Below are 17,251 nucleotides of genomic sequence, written 5' to 3'. Positions count from 1 at the left end.
GTATGAGGGTCGAACCGGACACCGACGACCCGGTCCGCGCGGTTCGGCTGCGGACGCTGGGGTTCAGGATCTCCGCAGAGCTTCCCGGCGGAGGGGCGGCGGTCATCGAGCTGGACGGCCAGGACGGCGACGCCGCCGGTACGCTGGGGCTGACCCAGGCCTTCCCGCGCTACCGGCAGGTGGATGTGATCCCGGTCAAGCTCGCCATCGACTGACCCGGCCACACGCCGATGGTCCTGACCGCCGACGAGCCCTTCGTCATCGAAGCCGACATCACCCAGTTCCCGCCCCCGCGGGGACCGGTACCGGCTGCGTCGGCCGGTCGATTTCGTCGCCGCCGGCGGGACGACCGTGACCACCCTGCAGACCCACCCCGTCAAGGTGGGGCGGCCCTAGGTCGTTGTTTCATAGGCGAGGACCCATGAAACACCGCTCGAACCCAATCACGTCCAGGACGGATGCCGTTTCATAGGTCGTTGCAAATGAGGAGCCGCGTGAAACACTCCTATGAACCACTTCCGGGGTGCGCGACAGGGTCGAGGCTCGGGCGTAGCCGATCCACGCGTGCCCGGCTTGCGGACGGCCGGGGTTGGGACGGTGAGCGTCTTGGCGAGCGTGGGCACGAGCCGGAAGCGGGCGGTGTGGTACTGGACGGCAGCTGTTTGCGCCGACCTATGAAACGGTGTTCGCTCTGGACGCCAGAACGGCGGCATCGCGGGAGGCCATCGCGTCAAGGAGACCGGCGCCGCGCGAGCGGAGCAGGCGTACGGTGAGCGTCGGGGTGGCGCACAGGACGGCGCCGGCCAACAGGACGGCGGCCAGGAAGGTCACCCATCCCGAGCCGCCGGAGATCCCGCCGATGACACCAGGCAGGACGGCGGCCAGCAGGACCACGGGGAAGATCGTCATCTGCCCGCCCGTCGGATCGCCCGCCTGCTGGCCCGGGTAGACGCGGTCGCGGGCGTCGGCGCCCACGGCCGGCATCACGAGCGCGAGCAGGGGCGCCACCGCGCAGGCGGTCGCGGCCGCGGTGACGGTCCCGGCCACGGCGGCACCGCCCAGAGGTGAGCCGGTCACGGCCCACAGCACGGCCGCCAGCACGACGGACGGGACGCCGAACAGCACCGCCCACGCCACCATGCGCCCGCGCGCATCGGCCCTGAGCGCGCCCGGGGTGGTGAGCAGCTGCCACAGGGCCGTGCCGTCCAGCGCGTAGGTGTTGATCGCGACCATCGCGCCGAACACCGCCGCCGCGGGACCCACCAGGGGTAGTGCCCAGCTCCAGCCGGTGGGCGCGATGACGAGCGCCATCAGCAGCGGCGTCAGCCAGGCGCTGCGCAGTTCCACTCCGCGCGCCGGGTCACGCGGCCAGGTGGCCAGCTCCCGCGAGACGACCGCCGCCACCTGCGGGGTCGTGAACGGCAACGGCACCGGACGTCCCGGTACGGCGGGCCGTCGCGGAGTCGCCCGGCGTGGCGGCCGGCGCAGGGTGCGAGCCGTCAGCGCGATCCAGCCCAGCTGCAACAGGGCACCCACGGTCAGGAGAGCCACCAGAGGCAGCATGACCGTGCCGGCGCCGGCGTCATCGCGGGCGGCGACCGCCACGCTGTAGCCCCAGCCGGTGGGCAGGGCGGTGAGCACGTCGATCACCGGCCCGGGGAGGTGCCCGAGGCTGGGGACGACGAGGGCGGTGTCCCCCTCGCCCAGACGCGGCAGCAGCCAGGCGGCGATCGGCACCCAGCCGGCGAACGACAGCGCGAGCATGATCGCGGTCTGCACGGCGGCCATCGTCACCCCGGCCCTGGTCTGCAGCAGCCAAGCCGCCAGCGCCGCCACCATCTTGCCCACCCAGACCAGCAGATACAGCTGGGCCACCACCGCCCCGGCGGCGACCGCCACTGCCGCGGGGCCACCCGGTGCGGCCAGCACCACTAGGGACGACAGGCAGGCCAGCGTGATCAGGGGGCCGAGGCCGGCCAGTTCGGTCCACGACAGCGCCCGCGCCAGCCGCCATGGCCGCACCGGATAGCCGCGCAACCATTCGCGCGATATGACCGATGGGTCATGGCGGGGCTGGGCCAGCGGCCCGAACAGCCACATGCCGCCCCACACGGTGCACGCGGCCGCGATCCAGCCTTCGCCGATGACGCCGCGGGTGGCCAGGGAAGCTCCGGCGATCACCAGAGCAGCCAGGAGCAGCCCGGCGACCAGGCTGAAGGCGCGCTCGTTGTGGGGGCCGTTGCGGAGCAGGCGCAGCTTGAGCGCGAACAAGGTACGGGTCATGCCAGCCACTCCAGCGGGCGCACCGGGTCGGCGCCCACCAGCTCGACGAACCGCTCGTTCAGTGTCGAGCCCGCGGTCACCTCCGCCACCGGGCCCTCGACGAGGACCTTGCCACCGGCCACCACCGCGACCCGGAGGCAGTTGCGCTCGACGAAGTCCATGATGTGACTCGACAACAGCACCGTGCCGCCGGCGTCGACGTACTGCTTGAGCACTTGCTCGATGGAGCGGGCCGAGACCGGGTCGATCGCCTCGAACGGCTCGTCCAGCACCAGCACCCGGGGCCGGTGCAGCAGCGCCAGCGCCAGACCGATCTTCTTGCGCATACCGGTCGAGTACTCCACGATCAGCGTGCGCGGCACCGCGTCGAGCCCCAGGATCTCCAGCAGGTCTCCCGCCCGCGCCCGCCAGCCGTCGTCCAGGCCACGCAACCCCGCGCTGTAGCGCAGGACCTCGGTGGCGGTCAGCCGCTCGGGCAGGGACAACCCGTCCATCATGACGCCGAGCTGCGCGAGCGCGGCCTCCCGATCGGTCCGCAGGTCATGACCGGCGATCCTGATCGAGCCCGAGGTCGGCTCGCGCAGCCCGCAGATGGCCATCAAGGAGGTGGTCTTGCCTGCGCCGTTGGGGCCGACGACGCCGTAGAACATCCCCGGCGGAACACTCAGGCTCAGCCGGTCGACGGCGAGCACGGATCCGAACTGCTGGGTGAGGTCCACCACCTCGATGGCGGCGAAGGGGAGATCGAGCACGGCCTTCTTCCTGAGCGTTCAGCGAGCGGTTCTTCGTCACGAGCGTTGGAACGGCACGAGCCGTGCCGCAAGTACGCGGCCATTGTGGGCGAGTACGAATAATCTGTCAATACGGCACGTGCCGTGCCGATAGGATGATGGCGTGACCAGCCACCACGATCGAGCCGCCGACCGCACGAAGGCGATCATGCAGGCCACGCTCGCCCTGGCCCAGGAGACCGGCTACGCCAAGCTCAGCATCGAGGCGGTCGCGGCGCGCGCCGGCGCGGGCAAGCACACCATCTACCGCCGCTGGCCCTCAAAGGGTCTGCTGTTCCTCGACTCGCTGCTGTCACTGAACGAGCCCGTCCTCGACTATCCCGACACCGGAGATGTCCTGGCCGACCTGCGCCGGCAGATCCACGCGGCGGTGGACCTGCTGGCCAAACCCCCCTGGGGTCCGCTCTACCAGGCGCTGGTGGGCGAGGCTCAGCACAACCCCGCGGTTGCCGTCGGCCTCAACGAACGCTTCATCCGCCCCCAGGCCGACAAGACCATCGCCCGTCTGAAGGCGGCCCAGGACCAGGGGCAAGTCTCCTGCGACTTCGACCTCGACCTGGCCATGGCGATCCTGTCCGGACCTCTGTACTTCCGACTCCTGGTCACCCAGGAGCCCATGACTCATGACTACGTCGATCGTGTCCTCCAAGCGCTCTTCGCCGGCATGAGCCCGCGGCACTGAACTGGAAAGGCACTGGTGTCGCGGGGTCGAGCAGCACGCGAACGAGAAGTCGTGTCAGCGGGCCGAGGCCATGACCAGGTTCTCCTCGGCGAGCGGGCCGGGCAGGTCGGTGGTGGCCAGGTGCGGGTGCACGTCGGCGTGCAGGAGGCCGGAGCAATAGTCGTCCTGTGGATCAAGATCTTTTAGGCGGCTGTTGACCGCTCCTCGATGGCCGGTGATTCCCCGAGCCGCTCGACGAGCTTGCCCTTGACGAAGGTCGCCCCGGCGCGCACCAGTGCGACGAGATGAGGAGCGTTGACCGCGCGCCAGCGCTTCTGTGCCGACTCGATCAGCCTGAAGGCCATGGCCAGCCCGGCCGCGCGCGAGCCCGGCCCTTTGGTGACCTTGGTCCGGTGACGATCCTGTCAGAGTGCGCCGGTGGGCTCAGCTGGCGGGACTGAAGCGTGTCCGAGGGGTCGTCTGTCATGGTCAGTCTGTGGTTTCGGTCGCAATCCGCCCATGGGTCCGGATACAGGAGCGCGAACTGCGCACACCGAGCTGCCACATTCCTGAAGGTGCCGGACATTTACCAGGTGTCCGGCACCTTCCGGCAAGGAGACTCTGTGACACACCGAGATCGCTTCGAAGCGGTCTATGACGCGTACTACCCGGCGATACACCAGTACGCCGCACGCCGTACCGGTTCGCCCGACGACACGGCCGACGTCATCTCCGAGACGTTCCTCACCGCCTGGCGGCGCATCGGCGACGTACCCGAGGGTGAGGAGGCGCTGCTGTGGCTGTACGGGGTGGCCCGCCGCGTGCTGGCCAACCAGCAGCGCGGCCAGTCACGCAGGGCCGTGCTCGCCGAACGGCTGCGCGCGGAACTGGCCGCCGACCGGCCCGTCAGACCGGTCGATCTGGACCATGTCCGCGCCGCCTTCGACGAGTTACCCGAACGTGACCGCGAAGTCTTGGCACTGGCCTGCTGGGAGGGCCTGACCAGCCAGCAGATCGCCAAAGTCACGGGATGTACGGCTATTGCCGCCCGGACTCGACTGCATCGGGCTCGCAAACGGATGGCGGCGGCGCTGCGGCGCCAGGCGTCCTTGACCATCGCGATGGGAGAAGCATGAGCGACATCGACAACCTGGTGAGAGCCATCGACCCGGCACCACACGCGCCGGATCAGGGGCCCGGCACGCGCGAACTGCGTGCGGCGATCATGGCGACCCAGGCACGTCCCCACCGGACGGCCCGGCGGCGGCTGCCGTGGCGGGCCGGTGCCGCCGGGCTCGCAGCGGCCGCGGCCGCGACGGCGGTCTTCCTCGGCCAGGTCACCCCCACCGCATCGCCTTCTCCCACGGTCACGCCCGGCGACACGTCCCTGTCGGGCACGTCGATCCTGCTGGCCGCCGCCGCCAAGGCCCAAACCGCCCCAGAAGGCGCCTACTGGCGTCTCAAGCAGCTGTACGTCGGCTCCACGGGACCGTACGGCCAGAACGGCGACACCTACCGTCTGGAAACCTCGTACCTCTCGGAGACGTGGGTGGCCAAGGACGGCCGAGGCTGGACCGGCCGCAGGCAGCTGGCCGCACGGCCCCTGGATGTGGAGGCATGGCGCCGGGACGGCTCGCCGACCGAATGGGAGATGGGAGTGGACGGCGGCGTCCACTCGACCTCGCCCGGTGAGGGCACGCTCACCCGGCTCAAGGGGGAGCAGAAGCTCTACTGGAGTGCCATGCCCCTGACCCTGAAGGAGATCGGGGCGCTGCCCGCCGACCCCGAAGCGCTGAAGGACCGGGCCGCTGAGGCGATCCGCAGCGATCAGGACTTCGCCGGTTCGGTGGAGGACGGCCTGCCGCCCACCTTGGCATCACTCCTGTACGAGCTGCCCGCCACCCCACACGTGCGCAGCGCCGCCTACCAGGCGCTGGCGACGCTGCCCGCGGTACGGGTAGAAGGCCCGGCCACCGATCCGCAGGGGCGGCAGGGCGTCGCCGTGACCTTCCCGATCCAGCAGGGCCAACCAGCCCAGGAACGGCTGATCATCGACCCCGACACCTCCAAAGTGCTGACGTACGAAGTCACCGGCATGCGGCAGAAGGGAGACCAGGCCACCATGGTGCTGGAGTCCGGCTGGACCGACACCCGGCCGTCCCCGCCCTCCGTCGAGTGAAAGCCGCCGGGACCTCTTCGCCCGGATCCGCCGGGTGCTCGATGACTGCTCGCCTTCTACGACTATCCCGCCGAGCACTGGGTGCATCTGCGCACGGCCAACACCATCGAGTCGACCTTCGCCACCGTCCGGCACGGCACCAAGGTCACCGGAGGTCTGAGTGGCATGACCATCTTCCGGGCAGACGCCGCTCCATCGGCCGGGTGTTATGCGGTGCGCGGAAGCGGTGGCAGTGGCAGGGGCAGCCCGGGAAGACCGTCCATGCTGGTCGCGATGTGCTCTTTCTTCTGGAAGTACGCGTCGAGCGACTCATCGGTCTCACGCGCGAAGCGCGACGCGTGCAGCGGGCGGTCCTTTTCATAGGTCATGAACGGGACGGCGTACCCGCAGGTATCGCGGATCTTCTCGGCGGTGACGACGATGATCGCGCGCAGGCCGTGCAGGGTCGGGTCGATGTCGGGGAAGTGGCTCATCAGCTCGGCCCATCGCTCATCGTCGCGGAAGACCGGTTCTCCGCGGCCGTGTACGCGCACGATGTTGGGAGGACCGTCGAAGGCGCACCACATGAGGGTGATGCGGCCGTTCTCGCGCAGGTGAGCGATCGTCTCGGCGTTGCTGCCCGCGAAGTCGAGGTAGGCCACGTTGAGTTCGTCAAGTACGGCGAACGAACCGTTCAGGCCCTTGGGCGAAAGGTTGACGGTGCCCTCGCCGTCCAGCGGCGCCGTCGCGGTGAAGAAGATGTGCTGCGCCTCGATGAAGGCACGCAGCCTGCCGTCTATCCGCTCGTGGCTTTTTCCCATGGGCCGATTATGACGGAAACGTGATCCACACCATTGCTCGCCCTGAACGCGGCTGCCCCGCTACGCCAGGACGCCCGGCGTCTCAGCCTTCCGGGTAGAAGAGGAACAGGGTGCAGCCCGTGGTCGTCTGCGGGATGTGCGAGGAGCCCGCGGGGGCGTGGATGAAGGTTCCGGCGGGATAGTCGCGCTCACCGTCGTTGAAGACGCCGGAGATCACGTAGACCTCTTCCGGCCCCGGTTCGTGCACGTCGATGCCCTGCCAGCGGCTGCCGGGGTCCATCTCCAGCACGGCGGCCTTCGCGCCGTTCTCCCCGTTCCACAGCATCCGCGCCCGGATGCCGGGGAAGAGCTCGCGGACCGGGGCGTCCTGGACGGCGGACCACACGTAGTCATCACTCATGCGGGCCAGCGTGGCAGCGCGCGCGTCCCCCGCCGAGTGTCTGGAAAGACATCGTGCGGTACTTTCCGGTCATGCATCGCGTTGTGGCGCTCGTCCGCCAGCCGCAGTCGACGTTCGAGCTCGCCTGCGCGGCCCAGGTGTTCGGGATCGAGCGGGCGGGGCTGCCCACGCGGTACGCCTTCGGCGTGTGCACCGAGAGGCCCGGCCCGGTCGCGACGTACGCGGGGTACGACATGGTCGTGACCGACGGGCTGGACGTCCTCGGCGAGGCGGACACCGTGGTCGTGCCGGGTTGGCTGCCCGCCGGGGAGCCGCCCTCGTCCGCCGTGGCCGGGGCGCTGCGCCGCGCGCATCGCCGGGGCGCTCGGGTGGTCAGCATCTGTTCCGGCGCGTTCGCGCTGGCGTACGCGGGTCTGCTGGACGGGCGGCGGGCCACCACCCACTGGAACCTGGCCGGCCGGCTCGCCGCGAGCTTCCCTCAGGTCCTGGTCGAACCCGACGTGCTGTACGTGGACGACGGCGACGTGGCCACCAGCGCCGGCTCCGGGGCGGGCTTCGACCTGTGCATGCACCTGGTCCGCCGGGACCAGGGCGCGGGGTACGCGGCGCACATCGCGAGGACGATGGTCATGCCGCCGCACCGCGAGGGCGGGCAGCTGCAGTACGCGGCGCCGCCGCGCCCCGAGCACATCGACGCCACGCTCGCGCCGGTGCTGGAGTGGGCCGCCGCCCGGCTGGGCGAGCCGGTGACCGTCGACGACCTGGCGGCGCACGCGGGCGTCTCGGCGCGTACGCTCACCCGGCGGTTCGCCGAGCAGCTCGGCACCAGCCCGGGCAGATGGCTGCTCGGCCAGCGCATCACTGCGGCCCGTGACCTGCTGGAGTCCTCCGACCTCCCGCTGGACGCCGTCGCCCGCCGGGCCGGCCTCTCCTCGGCCACCAACCTCCGCCGGCGCTTCCTCGACGCGCTGGGCACGACGCCGGGCGCCTACCGCCGCCTGTTCCGCGCCGGCTCACGATGGGGTCAGCCCACGTAAGTCCCAGACCCGCATTGGGATGATCTTGAAGGGTGCCGCTCCTTGAGCACACCTGTAGTCCGCCCTGAAGTCACCCTCACTAGGCCGTCACAGCCACCCGCGCCGTTGCGCCTCGACGCCGGCCTGGAACCGGCTCGTGGCGCCCAGGCGCTCAGTGATGGCGGTCATCATGCGCTGCACGCTGCGTGTGGAGACGGCCAGCTGGCGGCCTGCGGACTCGTCGGTGTGGCCGTCCGCGAGCAGCCGTAGCAGCTCGCGTTCCTGCTGATTGAGCCCGTGCTCGTCCTTGGGTGGCGCCTCACCGAGCGGAGTTCCCGCGGCCCAGAGTTGTTCGAACAGCGCAACAAGAGCGGTGATCACGCCGGGGCTGTCCAGCTCCAAGGCTCCGTCTGCGGAGCGGTCGGGATCGATGGGGACCAGCGCGATTCGGCGATCGATGATGACCAGTCTGAGGGGCAGGGTCGCCGTGGTCCGGCTCTGCCCGCCGTGTTCCGCCATCCACCGGGCGTGGGCCAGCGTGGCGGGGTCGTTGCGGTAGCTGTCCAGGTAGATGTTGCGGATGGCTACGCCGCGTCGTAACGCCGGCAGATTGAGTTCCTTCTCCGCGGCCATGGCCTCGGGCTGCTGCGGTCCGGCCGGGGTGAGGGACAGGCATTCGGTTCGGGCGCTGCGGGACAGCTCGGCCAGGTAATCGCGCACCTCGTCCAGGCCGTTGAGCCTGCGGATGGTCTCCGGCTCGTCGCGGTCGTCGTATTGGGAGGCGAGGGCGACCACCGCGGCCTTGGTGGCCTCGATACGCTGCTGTCTGGCGAGTATCTCAGCCTCGGCTTTGGCCAGGAGCGCCTGCAGGGCCGCCTGAGGGCGTACAACATGGAAGCCTCCGCCGTTGACGCGCACCAGCGCGAGGTCGACGAGGCGATCCAGGGAGGCGCGTACGGAGTCGGTGCCGATGCCCAGCCGTGCGGCCAGGCCGACGAGGTCGAGCTGCGGATGGTCCAGCACGCCGCGATAGACGGCCTCATCCGCCGTGGACATTCCCAGCGCATCGAGCATGGCTTTTCCTCATCACCATCAGACGGCACGCAAAGGCTTCACGGGATGGCTTGTGACGGGATTGTGACACGTCCTGGTCGTTTACTGAAGGCCGCGAAGCTCCGCTCTGCCACTGGCGCGTCTGCGCCAGGCAGGATCACGCCAGGCCGATCACGGTGACAGCGGGCCCGGGCGGCGGCACCCTCGAAACAGGCAGCAGTGAGCGGCGTAACACCCCCACCACCGCCTTCATCCCCCTCATGACCTGGCGAGGAGTCATGCTCATGCAAGGACGCGCAGCACATGCCGGAATACGAACGTCGGCCGCCGCAAACGGGTTCGGCTGGGGCAACCCCTGATGGGGAGTGGCAACGCCAGATGATGATGGCAGTGGCCTGGGTCGGGCCGCTCGTCTCGACTCCCGCCTTGCCGCCCGAGGAACTCACCGGCTTCCTATGGCGGCATGCGACCGACGACGACGGGGTTCAGCACCTCCGCGTCAGGTCGGTCCAGAACCAAATGATGATCTTCGGCTTTCTCATGGCTGACAGCGAGCCGCAGGCTCGCACCATCCTCAGGAATCTCACTCGGAAGACGATCAGCAACGAGCCGCGACTGCGGCTGTGGCGGATCGTCTGAAGCCGGACCACCACACACCCTGGAAGGGAAATCTCGCCATGCTTGAAGACGCCCGTCAGCGCCTCGCCGCCGGCACACTTGGCGTTCTCGCCACCGCCGCGTTCGGCACCATCGTCTCAACTCCGGCGCAGGCCGCCGCCGCCCCACAGGAGGTGTCCAGCGCCGACAGCGCGCAGTCCGACATCCGCGCCTCCCTGGCGCTGGCGACGGTCAGCAGTGTCGACACCGCCCCTGCCGCCAGCGTCGCCTGCATCGTCGCAGGCTGATCCCGGATCCCCGCAACAGGAGGCCGATCGTGTCGCCCACCCCGGACGTCCTGCACGTCGACTGCCACGCACACGGAGTCTTTCCGTACGTGGGGTGCAACGAGTTGATGAACCAGTTGCTCCCGCGTATCCAGCGCGAGCGCCCCGACTTCATCAGGCGGTTCGCCAGAACCCTCGTCATCCTGGCCCCGGACAGCCACGCGATCGTTCTTCAAACGGCCCCTGACCTCGCCTCCGTCATCGGCCGGCCAGGCCAGATCCCCTTCACCGCCAACGGCCGCGACGAGGGACTCCATCCCCGCACCCGCACCAGATGGCTGGCGCACGCCATGGTGGAGCTCCTGGGGCTTTGGTGGCGGGACGGCGAGCATGTCGTGTTCACCAACGTGGACCATGCTGACCCGCTCCAGCGGGAGTTCCTCGACATCCTCAGCCGGCGCATCCGTCCGGACCAGGCCCGTATCGTGCTGCAGGGGCACGGGCCGCGCCCAGGTCCGGACCTCGCCGGCCCGGACGCCCACGCCAAGCGGGCGGACGAGCTGTCGCAGCTGGGGCGCAGATCACTGGAGCTCACCCTGCTGCCGTACCACCTCGAACGCAGTTCGGCTGAGCCCACCCGCATTGTCGAGGCGTTGGCGGAGGCCGCCCATCACTACTCCGTCGTCGGCTTCTACGAGATCGCCATGCGGCTGGCTCGCGAGGCCCTACGGCACTCGCCGCAGGACGTCCTTACCGAGGGCCGCATGCACAGGATCGTCATCACCTCGCTCATGATGCTGGGACAGCTACGGGAGGCCGAGGCGCTCTGCGCCGACCTGCAGCAGCACACAGACAACCCCGTCACGCTGCTCAACTGTGCCAACGCCCGGGCGCTGATGCACGCCCGACTACACGACCCGCAGGACCGCGACTACGAGATCGGAATCCGCCAACTGGAGGAGTGCCTGCGGCACCTGCGCGACGTCCCAGAGAGCCTGAACCCGGAAGCGAACGCCATCTTCATCGACACCAATCTGCGCGCACTGCTCGAACTGCGTGCCAAACGCCCAGACAGCGCCATGCGGCTGCTGCGCAGCGGGCTGCGGGACCTGAAGCGCGACTTCCCTGACCTCTACGCCTGCGAGGCCGGGGTTTACCTGCAGAACGTCGGACGCCTGCACTACCGCACCCGCAGGTATGCCCTGGCGGCCGAGGCGTTCACCGAGGCCATAGAGCACGAGCCGATGTCCCCCGAGATCTACTTCGAACGGGCCAACAACTGGCGGGCTGCCGGGGACCACCTCCGGGCAGTGCGTGACTACCAACTGGCCGCGGCTGCAGGGCCGGCCTTCCCTCAGATCTCTTTCAACGCCGCCCTGTCGTACGCGGCGATGGGCCGAGACGTTGAGGCGGTCGAGGAGTACGGCAGGGCGCTGGAGCTGGATCCTGGATACGTGAACGCCCTGCTCAACCGCGCCAACCTGCACCACGCGCAGGGCCGCTTCGGCGAGGCCAGACAGGACGTGGAACGAGGCCTCGAACTGAGTCCTGGCCACCCCGACCTGCTCTGCACGCTCGGACTCCTGGCATTGCAGGATCGCGACCACCGGGCCGCGCTGGCCGCCTTCACCGCCGCGCTGGCGGCCCGCCCGGCGATGACGGAGGCCCTGATGAACCGGGCCACGACCTGGTTCGACATGGGACATCCCGCTCAGGCGCTCAAGGACCTCACCCGTGCGCTGTCGATCAGACCAGACGCCGCCACCTACACCAACCGAGGGCTTGTGCATCAATTCATGGGGCGGTGGCAGGAAGCGATCGACGACTACGACCAGGCGCTGCTCCATGAGAGCGTCGACACCGCCATGGTCACCCGCCGTCGCGCCAACTGCACGCGCTCGCTCGCCGGCACTTGAGGCCAGGGCGATGGCCTAGGCATCCACCCTGCAGGGGGTTGCTCCGGGTTCGCCGTCGCCCGCCGCGCCGGCTCACGATGACCCGCGGCGGGGCCGGCACTCCCCTTGCTCCAGGTCAGGGCCGTACGTGCAGCCGGAATCCCGAGCGGCCCGGCGGCTCCAGCCCCTGCTTCAGCTCCAGCGACGGGATCTCGTAGTCGCCGGAGTTCTGCGGCCGGAACGCGATCGGCTCGGTCGACTCCAAGGTCAGCAGCCGCTGTTCCCACGCCTTGGCGATGTCCTGGAAGCCGTCGTCGTCGACCCGGTCCGCGCTGTACAGCACGAACGGCGGCAGCACCTCCAGCCCCGGGTAGTACAGGATCCCGTGCTGGATCGGGAACAGCAGGTCGTCGATCGGCCCGGCGACCCCCCGCTCGGCGTAGTGCGACTCGCGGCCGCCGACGGTCACCGACAGCAGCGCCCGCCTGCCCGCGAGGGTCCCCTCGCCGAACCGCTCGCCGTACTTGACGTCGCTGTGCTCGCCGACGCCGTAGGCGAAGTTGTACGTGAAGACCCGGTCGAACCAGCCCTTGAGGATCGCCGGCATGGTGTACCACCACAGCGGGAACTGGAAGATGACCGTGTCCGCCCACAGCAGCTTGTCCTGCTCGGCGCGGACCTCCGGGGCCAGGGTGCCGGTGTCGAAGGCCCGCCCCGAGTCGGCGGTGACCTTCAGCGGGCTGGAGGCGGACGTCCCGAAGTCCCCGGCGTCCACCACCGCCTTCCAGCCCATCGCGTACAGGTCGCTGACCCGCACCTCGTGCCCGGCCCGCTCCAGCGTGGACACCGCCAGGTCCTTCAGCGCGCCGTTGAGCGAGCGCGGCTCCGGATGCGCATGGACGATCAACGTCTTCATACGAGACTCCTTCCGATCAGGTGCCCCCGATCCTGCGCCTCCGGGCGGCCGGTGTTCAGGGCCGCCGTTTCCTGGGACCGGCAGGGCCACCCTCACCGCGACCTGTCCGCGCGATAGTGGGACCATGGACGATCTCGCGGGTTTCCTGCGCACCCGCCGCTCCCGGATAGACCCGGCCGCGGCGGGCATCCCGGCCGCCGGCCGCCGGCGCGTCCAAGGGCTGCGCCGCGAGGAGGTCGCGCACCTGGCCGGGGTGAGCGTGGACTACTACGTACGCCTCGAACAGGGCCGCGCCACCCAGCCCTCGGAACAGGTCCTCGACGCGCTGGCGCGGGTGCTGGAGCTGGACGACACCGAACGCGATCACCTGCACCGGCTGGCCCGCCAGCGCCGCCGAACGGCCAGGTCACCCACGGGGCGGCTGCGGCCCGAGCTGCTGCGCGTCCTGGACCTGATCAGCGGCGCGCCGGCGCTCATCCTGGACCACCGCCTCGACGCCGCCGCCGGCAACCGCCTGGCCGAGCTGCTGTACGGCCGCCCGATGAAGGGCCTGAACACGGCCCGGCACCTCTTCCTGCAGGAGAGCGGGCGCGGCCTGTACGGCGACTGGGACCAGTGCACCCGCGACGTGGTCGGGCACCTGCGTCTGGCGGCCGGCAAGTATCCCGAGGATCCGCGCCTGGCCTCGCTGATCGGGGAGCTGGCGATGGGCAGCGAGCGCTTCCGGCGTCTGTGGGCCCGCGCGGACGTGCGCACCCGGACCCACGCGCGCAAGGCCTACCGGCACCCCCTGGTCGGCGACCTGGAACTGCATCAGGAGAACTTCACCCTGCCGGATGAGTCGGGCCTGGAACTGGTGGTGCTCTCGGCGGCTCCCGGCAGCCCCGCCGAGGACGCCCTGCGGCTCCTGGCCGGGCTGGACGCCGACGCGCGCCCCGCGGCGGACGCGCGACGGGGCAGGTGACGGCCGTCAGGCCGCGTCATGTGCCTGCGGTCTCGGCTCGTCGCCGCGGTGGTCCTGGCGGGTACGCCCCCGGTAGGCGCGGCGGTAGGCCGTCGGCGTGGTGGCGGCGTCGCGATGCAGGTGGGTGCGCAGGTTGGCCGCCGTGCCCAGTCCGGAGCGTCGCGCCACCTCGTCCACGGGCAGGTCCGTCTGCTCCAGCAGGCGCCGCGCCTCGAGAACGCGCTGGGCGGCGAGCCAGCGGTGCGGCGTCATCCCGGTTTCGGCAGTGAACCGGCGGGCGAAGGTGCGCGCGGACCAGCCCGCCTGCCGGGCGAGGCCGGCGACGGTCAGCGGCTCGGCCAGGTGCCGCAGCGCCCACTCGCAGACGGCTGCCAGGCCTTCCCCGCCGGGTGGCAGCGGGCGTTCCAGGAACTGGGACTGGCCGCCCTCCCGGTGGGGGGCGACGACCAGGCGGCGGGCGACGCGGACCGCGGCCTCCGCGCCGTGGTCGGCGCGCACGAGGTGGAGGCACAGGTCGATGCCGGCCGCGAAGCCGGCGCTGGTGAGGGTTCGTCCGCCGTCGGCGTACAGCACGTCGGGGTCGACGTCCACCGCCGGGTAGCGCGCGGCGAGGGCGGGGGCGTCCACCCAGTGCGTGGTGGCCGCGCGGCCGTCCAGCAGGCCGGCCGCGGCCAGCGCGAACGCGCCCGTGCAGATCGAGACGACCCGGGCGCCGCGCGCGGAGGCGGCGCGCAGGGCGTCCAGCACCCGGGCGGAGGGCTCCTCCGGCGGCGCGTAGCCGGGCACGACCACGGTGTCGGCCGTGTCGAGCGCGTCGAGCCCTCGCGTGATCCGCACGTCGAACCCGTTGGTCGTGGGAACGTGCCCGGGAGTCTCGGCGCACACGGCGAAGGAGTAGCCGTCCCCGCCGAACACCTCGGCCGGGATGGCCAGGTCGAACATCACCACCGACGGCAGCGCCAGGGCGACGACACGATGCATGGCAGGATTCTTGCGTATCGGGGCATTTCTGTCACTCGTCGCCTCCCCGTCCCGTGGCCCAGGATCTGGTGCGGGGTCACCACTGGTACATCTGACGGAGGAATGACGTGATCTTCCTGGACGCGCGCACGTTCCACGCCGAGCGGGCCTGGGGCGCCGCCGACATCACCGAGATCGACACCGCCACAGTGCGCCTGCACTGGACCGACAGGCCGTACGTCTGGCACGTCAACGACGGGCCGGAGGTGTTCGTCGTCCTGGACGGCGCGGTGGACATGCACTACCGGAGCGACGGCGAGGAACGCGTCCGGCGGCTGACGCCCGGCGACGTCTGCGCCGTCGAGCCCGGCGACGAGCACGTCGCGCATCCCGCGCCGGAGGCGCGCGTCCTGGTCATCGAGCGCAAGGGCAGCGTCTGAGTGCCGGCGTCGGGCGTGAGCCGGCTCACCGCCCGGCGGCCCGCGCGGGGATGACGGCGTCGAGCAGGCCGGGGAACGCCTGGTCCATCTCGGTGCGGCGCAGCGCGTTCAGGCGCGAGGTGCCCACGTAGTACTGCCTGATCAGGCCGGCCTCGCGCAGCACCTTGAAGTGATGGGTGGCGGTGGACTTGCTGACGGAGATGTCGAAGGCGCCGCAGGCGATGTCCTCCCCCGCCGCGTCGAGCTGCGCGACGATGCTCCGGCGGACCGGGTCCACGAGCGCCTCCAGCACCCGCTGCAGGTCGAACCGGTCCATCTCCGGGTGGGGCGGGGTACGTTCCATGACTTCATAGTACGATGACCGTCGAAATTCGATGACTATCGTACTTGTGCGGCGGGAAGGAAGGCGCATGGCCAGGACCGTGCTGTTCCACGAGCTGGGCGGGCCCGAGGTGATGAGGCTGGAGGACCACGACCCCGGTGAGCCGGGACCGGGCGAGGCGCGCATCCGGGTAGAGGCGATCGGCGTCAACAGGGCCGAGGCCCTGTTCAGGAGCGGCCACTACATCGAGCCGGTCAAGCGGCTGCCCGCCAGGCTCGGCTCCGAGGCCGCCGGCACGATCGAGGCGGTCGGCCCGGGCGTGACCGGCTTCGAGCAGGGACAGCCGGTCAGCGTCGTGCCGAACTTCTCCCAGAACGACCACGGCGTCTACGCCGAGCGGGCGATCGTGCCGGTCACCGCGCTGCTGCACCGGCCCGCCCAGGTGGACGCCGTCTCCGGCGCGGCCGTGTGGATGCCGTACCTGACCGCCTACGGCGCGATGGTGGAGATCGGCCGCCTGCGGGCGGGTGACGTGGCGGTGGTGAACGCGGCCTCCAGCAGCGTCGGCCTGGCCGCGATCCGCACCGCCGACCGCCTGGGCGCCGTCCCGGTGGCCGTCACCCGCACCCGCGCCAAGGCCGCGCAGCTGATCGACGAGGGCGCGGCGGAGGTCATCGTCTCCGACGAGGAGGACGTGGCCGGACGCGTGCTGGAGCTGACCGGCGGACAGGGAGCCCGGCACGTCTTCGACGCCGTCGCCGGTCCCGGCGTGACCGAGCTGGCCCGGGCGGTGGCGGCGGACGGGACGCTGTGGCTGTGGGGGGCGCTCAGCGGGCAGCCGACCCCGTATCCCGGGTTCGATCTGGGCATGCCCGCCCTGAACATGCGGACCTACACCATGCTGGAGATCGCCAGGGACCCGCGGCGGCTGGGCCGCGCCACCGCGTTCATCGGCTCGGGGCTGCGCAGCGGAGCGTTCCGGGCGGTGGTGGACCGCGTGTTCCCGCTGGAGGAGATCGTGGAGGCGCACCGGCACCTGGAGTCCAACACCCAGTTCGGCAAGATCGTGGTCACGGTGGACCACCGGTCATGACAGGGCGGCTTCGCGGGCTGCGGGCCAGCGCTCCAGGACGGCGTGCAGGGCGTCGAGGCAGCGGGTCCAGGAGTCCCCGGCCGGGCGCGCGTGCGCGAACCCGCCGGCGGCCTCGAGGCTGACGAAGCCGTGGAGCGTGCTGCGCACCAGCCGGACCGCGTCGGTCAGGTCGGGCTCGTCCAGCGCGTAGGCGCGCAGCATGCTGTAGGTCAGGTCGGCCGCACGTCGCGGTCCGGCCGCCCGCCCGGCGAGCTCGGGCTCGGGCCGCGCCGGGAGCTGGGTCGCGCTGTAGCGGCCGGGATGGGCGTGGGCGTAGTCGCGCCAGGCGTTCGCGAACGCCGTCAGCGCGTCCTTCCCGGCCCGCCCGGCGGTGGCCTCGGCGATGCGGATCGTCTTCTCGTCCGCCGCCAGGAGCGCGATCCGGCCGCGCAGGTCCTCCAGGCCGCGTACGTGCGCGTACAGGCTCGCGTCCCTCACCCCGAGCCGCCGCGCCACCGCCGACATGGTCACGTGGTCGAGCCCGACCTCGTCGGCCAGCTCGGCGCCCGCGAGCGTGACCCGATCCGTCGTCAGCCCCGCCCTGACCATGCGGCC

21 protein-coding genes and 1 pseudogene are annotated in these 17,251 nt (G+C 70.8%); 12 read left to right on the top strand and 10 right to left on the bottom strand.

What is annotated here, in order from left to right:
* The first annotated feature begins 2 nt into the window (after positions 1–2).
* Positions 3–215 (top strand): hypothetical protein, encoded by a 213-nt coding sequence (locus ACQEUU_RS21165; RefSeq protein WP_433068394.1) that lies wholly within the window; start codon positions 3–5, stop codon positions 213–215.
* Between the two features lie 457 nt (positions 216–672).
* Here the strand turns inward: ACQEUU_RS21165 and ACQEUU_RS21160 are convergent, their stop codons facing one another.
* Positions 673–2,283: a hypothetical protein gene (locus tag ACQEUU_RS21160; protein WP_433068393.1), complete on the bottom strand. Its 1,611-nt coding sequence runs from the start codon at positions 2,281–2,283 to the stop codon at positions 673–675.
* Positions 2,280–3,035, bottom strand: coding sequence for an ABC transporter ATP-binding protein (locus ACQEUU_RS21155; protein ID WP_433068392.1), 756 nt, complete (start codon positions 3,033–3,035; stop codon positions 2,280–2,282). The genes ACQEUU_RS21160 and ACQEUU_RS21155 overlap by 4 nt, the downstream gene beginning before the upstream one ends.
* 142 nt (positions 3,036–3,177) lie before the next feature.
* On the opposite strand from ACQEUU_RS21155, the gene ACQEUU_RS21150 reads away from it, so the two are divergent.
* Complete coding sequence (locus ACQEUU_RS21150; protein ID WP_433068390.1) at positions 3,178–3,756, top strand: TetR/AcrR family transcriptional regulator; 579 nt, start codon at positions 3,178–3,180, stop codon at positions 3,754–3,756.
* A 51-nt stretch (positions 3,757–3,807) separates the two neighbouring features.
* Positions 3,808–3,942: a hypothetical protein gene (locus ACQEUU_RS21145; RefSeq protein WP_433068388.1), complete on the top strand. Its 135-nt coding sequence runs from the start codon at positions 3,808–3,810 to the stop codon at positions 3,940–3,942.
* Here ACQEUU_RS21145 and ACQEUU_RS21140 read toward each other — a convergent pair.
* A pseudogene (locus ACQEUU_RS21140) lies at positions 3,939–4,154 on the bottom strand (IS256 family transposase); the annotation flags it as partial. The gene ACQEUU_RS21145 and the pseudogene ACQEUU_RS21140 sit on opposite strands and share 4 nt — an antisense overlap.
* Positions 4,155–4,310: 156 nt before the next feature.
* Here ACQEUU_RS21140 and ACQEUU_RS21135 point away from each other — a divergent pair.
* Both ACQEUU_RS21135 and ACQEUU_RS21130 read left to right on the top strand, forming a co-directional pair.
* On the top strand, positions 4,311–4,871 hold the full coding sequence (locus ACQEUU_RS21135) for an RNA polymerase sigma factor (protein WP_433068386.1): 561 nt from the start codon (positions 4,311–4,313) through the stop codon (positions 4,869–4,871).
* Positions 4,868–5,914 (top strand): CU044_5270 family protein, encoded by a 1,047-nt coding sequence (locus tag ACQEUU_RS21130; protein WP_433068384.1) that lies wholly within the window; start codon positions 4,868–4,870, stop codon positions 5,912–5,914. The genes ACQEUU_RS21135 and ACQEUU_RS21130 overlap by 4 nt, the downstream gene beginning before the upstream one ends.
* A gap of 206 nt (positions 5,915–6,120) precedes the next feature.
* On the opposite strand, the gene ACQEUU_RS21125 is transcribed toward ACQEUU_RS21130, so the two are convergent.
* The gene (locus ACQEUU_RS21125) at positions 6,121–6,714 is read right to left on the bottom strand and encodes a pyridoxamine 5'-phosphate oxidase family protein (RefSeq protein WP_433068383.1); all 594 of its coding nucleotides are present in this window, start codon (positions 6,712–6,714) and stop codon (positions 6,121–6,123) included.
* 82 nt (positions 6,715–6,796) lie between these two features.
* Positions 6,797–7,114: a cupin domain-containing protein gene (locus tag ACQEUU_RS21120; protein ID WP_433068381.1), complete on the bottom strand. Its 318-nt coding sequence runs from the start codon at positions 7,112–7,114 to the stop codon at positions 6,797–6,799.
* A gap of 71 nt (positions 7,115–7,185) precedes the next feature.
* On the opposite strand from ACQEUU_RS21120, the gene ACQEUU_RS21115 reads away from it, so the two are divergent.
* Positions 7,186–8,151 carry a helix-turn-helix domain-containing protein gene (locus tag ACQEUU_RS21115; RefSeq protein WP_433068380.1) on the top strand — a complete coding sequence of 322 codons (966 nt, stop codon included), beginning with the start codon at positions 7,186–7,188 and terminating at the stop codon, positions 8,149–8,151.
* Positions 8,152–8,238: 87 nt separating this feature from the next.
* On the opposite strand, the gene ACQEUU_RS21110 is transcribed toward ACQEUU_RS21115, so the two are convergent.
* The gene (locus ACQEUU_RS21110) at positions 8,239–9,204 is read right to left on the bottom strand and encodes a helix-turn-helix transcriptional regulator (RefSeq protein ID WP_433068379.1); all 966 of its coding nucleotides are present in this window, start codon (positions 9,202–9,204) and stop codon (positions 8,239–8,241) included.
* Positions 9,205–9,486: 282 nt separating this feature from the next.
* Between ACQEUU_RS21110 and ACQEUU_RS21105 the strand changes: the two genes are divergently transcribed.
* Genes ACQEUU_RS21105 through ACQEUU_RS21095 form a run of 3 tightly spaced genes read left to right on the top strand, consistent with a single transcriptional unit; the run spans position 9,487 to position 11,983 of the window.
* On the top strand, positions 9,487–9,822 hold the full coding sequence (locus tag ACQEUU_RS21105; protein WP_433068377.1) for a hypothetical protein: 336 nt from the start codon (positions 9,487–9,489) through the stop codon (positions 9,820–9,822).
* Between the two features lie 38 nt (positions 9,823–9,860).
* Positions 9,861–10,088: a hypothetical protein gene (locus ACQEUU_RS21100; RefSeq protein WP_433068375.1), complete on the top strand. Its 228-nt coding sequence runs from the start codon at positions 9,861–9,863 to the stop codon at positions 10,086–10,088.
* A gap of 29 nt (positions 10,089–10,117) precedes the next feature.
* On the top strand, positions 10,118–11,983 hold the full coding sequence (locus tag ACQEUU_RS21095; protein ID WP_433068374.1) for a tetratricopeptide repeat protein: 1,866 nt from the start codon (positions 10,118–10,120) through the stop codon (positions 11,981–11,983).
* Between the two features lie 115 nt (positions 11,984–12,098).
* On the opposite strand, the gene ACQEUU_RS21090 is transcribed toward ACQEUU_RS21095, so the two are convergent.
* A complete protein-coding gene (locus ACQEUU_RS21090) occupies positions 12,099–12,878 on the bottom strand; it encodes an NAD(P)H-dependent oxidoreductase (protein WP_270155378.1) in 780 nt (259 codons plus the stop codon).
* A gap of 124 nt (positions 12,879–13,002) precedes the next feature.
* Here ACQEUU_RS21090 and ACQEUU_RS21085 point away from each other — a divergent pair, with 124 nt between their 5' ends.
* Positions 13,003–13,842 (top strand): helix-turn-helix transcriptional regulator, encoded by an 840-nt coding sequence (locus tag ACQEUU_RS21085; protein ID WP_270155379.1) that lies wholly within the window; start codon positions 13,003–13,005, stop codon positions 13,840–13,842.
* Positions 13,843–13,848: 6 nt separating this feature from the next.
* Here the strand turns inward: ACQEUU_RS21085 and ACQEUU_RS21080 are convergent, their stop codons facing one another.
* Positions 13,849–14,823, bottom strand: a complete 975-nt coding sequence (locus ACQEUU_RS21080; RefSeq protein ID WP_270155380.1) for a helix-turn-helix domain-containing protein — start codon at positions 14,821–14,823, stop codon at positions 13,849–13,851.
* A 107-nt stretch (positions 14,824–14,930) separates the two neighbouring features.
* Here ACQEUU_RS21080 and ACQEUU_RS21075 point away from each other — a divergent pair, with 107 nt between their 5' ends.
* A complete protein-coding gene (locus ACQEUU_RS21075; RefSeq protein ID WP_270155381.1) occupies positions 14,931–15,242 on the top strand; it encodes a hypothetical protein in 312 nt (103 codons plus the stop codon).
* Positions 15,243–15,267: 25 nt separating this feature from the next.
* Here the strand turns inward: ACQEUU_RS21075 and ACQEUU_RS21070 are convergent, their stop codons facing one another.
* Positions 15,268–15,585, bottom strand: a complete 318-nt coding sequence (locus tag ACQEUU_RS21070) for an ArsR/SmtB family transcription factor (protein WP_270155382.1) — start codon at positions 15,583–15,585, stop codon at positions 15,268–15,270.
* Between the two features lie 67 nt (positions 15,586–15,652).
* Here ACQEUU_RS21070 and ACQEUU_RS21065 point away from each other — a divergent pair, with 67 nt between their 5' ends.
* The gene (locus tag ACQEUU_RS21065; protein WP_433068371.1) at positions 15,653–16,657 is read left to right on the top strand and encodes a zinc-dependent alcohol dehydrogenase family protein; all 1,005 of its coding nucleotides are present in this window, start codon (positions 15,653–15,655) and stop codon (positions 16,655–16,657) included.
* Here the strand turns inward: ACQEUU_RS21065 and ACQEUU_RS21060 are convergent.
* Entirely contained in the window at positions 16,652–17,245 is a 594-nt protein-coding gene (locus tag ACQEUU_RS21060; RefSeq protein WP_433068369.1) for a TetR/AcrR family transcriptional regulator, read from the bottom strand. The genes ACQEUU_RS21065 and ACQEUU_RS21060 overlap by 6 nt on opposite strands.
* Between the last annotated feature and the right edge of the window lie 6 nt (positions 17,246–17,251).

The organism is Nonomuraea sp. CA-218870 (assembly GCF_050936535.1).
GTDB classification, from domain to species: domain Bacteria; phylum Actinomycetota; class Actinomycetes; order Streptosporangiales; family Streptosporangiaceae; genus Nonomuraea; species Nonomuraea corallina.
Note: the sequence above shows the minus strand (reverse complement) of the source record. Positions and strands in the feature narration are given on the sequence as shown.

Excerpts from the sequence above, each read along its gene's own strand:
- ACQEUU_RS21065 (WP_433068371.1), top strand. The coding sequence starts at position 15,653 with ATGGCCAGGACCGTGCTGTTCCACGAGCTGGGCGGGCCCGAGGTGATG.
- ACQEUU_RS21125 (WP_433068383.1), bottom strand. The coding sequence starts at position 6,714 with ATGGGAAAAAGCCACGAGCGGATAGACGGCAGGCTGCGTGCCTTCATC.
- ACQEUU_RS21100 (WP_433068375.1), top strand. The coding sequence starts at position 9,861 with ATGCTTGAAGACGCCCGTCAGCGCCTCGCCGCCGGCACACTTGGCGTT.
- ACQEUU_RS21130 (WP_433068384.1), top strand. The coding sequence starts at position 4,868 with ATGAGCGACATCGACAACCTGGTGAGAGCCATCGACCCGGCACCACAC.
- ACQEUU_RS21160 (WP_433068393.1), bottom strand. The coding sequence starts at position 2,283 with ATGACCCGTACCTTGTTCGCGCTCAAGCTGCGCCTGCTCCGCAACGGC.
- ACQEUU_RS21115 (WP_433068380.1), top strand. The coding sequence starts at position 7,186 with ATGCATCGCGTTGTGGCGCTCGTCCGCCAGCCGCAGTCGACGTTCGAG.
- ACQEUU_RS21060 (WP_433068369.1), bottom strand. The coding sequence starts at position 17,245 with ATGGTCAGGGCGGGGCTGACGACGGATCGGGTCACGCTCGCGGGCGCC.
- ACQEUU_RS21085 (WP_270155379.1), top strand. The coding sequence starts at position 13,003 with ATGGACGATCTCGCGGGTTTCCTGCGCACCCGCCGCTCCCGGATAGAC.
- ACQEUU_RS21110 (WP_433068379.1), bottom strand. The coding sequence starts at position 9,204 with ATGCTCGATGCGCTGGGAATGTCCACGGCGGATGAGGCCGTCTATCGC.
- ACQEUU_RS21080 (WP_270155380.1), bottom strand. The coding sequence starts at position 14,823 with ATGCATCGTGTCGTCGCCCTGGCGCTGCCGTCGGTGGTGATGTTCGAC.
- ACQEUU_RS21165 (WP_433068394.1), top strand. The coding sequence starts at position 3 with ATGAGGGTCGAACCGGACACCGACGACCCGGTCCGCGCGGTTCGGCTG.
- ACQEUU_RS21090 (WP_270155378.1), bottom strand. The coding sequence starts at position 12,878 with ATGAAGACGTTGATCGTCCATGCGCATCCGGAGCCGCGCTCGCTCAAC.
- ACQEUU_RS21120 (WP_433068381.1), bottom strand. The coding sequence starts at position 7,114 with ATGAGTGATGACTACGTGTGGTCCGCCGTCCAGGACGCCCCGGTCCGC.
- ACQEUU_RS21070 (WP_270155382.1), bottom strand. The coding sequence starts at position 15,585 with ATGGAACGTACCCCGCCCCACCCGGAGATGGACCGGTTCGACCTGCAG.
- ACQEUU_RS21105 (WP_433068377.1), top strand. The coding sequence starts at position 9,487 with ATGCCGGAATACGAACGTCGGCCGCCGCAAACGGGTTCGGCTGGGGCA.